General features: G+C 62.7%; 1 protein-coding gene. It reads right to left on the reverse strand.

Annotated features, from left to right (window positions below):
* Window positions 1–50: 50 nt before the first annotated feature.
* On the reverse strand, window positions 51–233 hold a 183-nt coding region (locus SB753_RS41815), incomplete at its 5' end, for a hypothetical protein (RefSeq protein WP_410805789.1).

Here is a 233-nt window from a genome sequence, read left to right on the forward strand (position 1 = left end):
ATCCATATACCAAGCTCGAAGAGCTGCAAGTACGTGCTTGTCGTCGATGTTCATGCCTGCGCCGCCTCGAACTGCGCCAGGAACTCAGCCGGCGTTGCAGCAAGGATCGCGGTGGTCCCACCCTCGGTCATGGCAGAGAAGTACGACGGCGCGGTGATCGTCATCGCCCCGCTGATAGTGGATTCCAGCCAGAGGGCATCCGGCCGAACCGGCTCCATGGCATCGCCAGCGGG

The sequence above is a fragment of the Paraburkholderia sp. SIMBA_053 genome, assembly GCF_046534895.1.
GTDB lineage: Bacteria > Pseudomonadota > Gammaproteobacteria > Burkholderiales > Burkholderiaceae > Paraburkholderia > Paraburkholderia caledonica.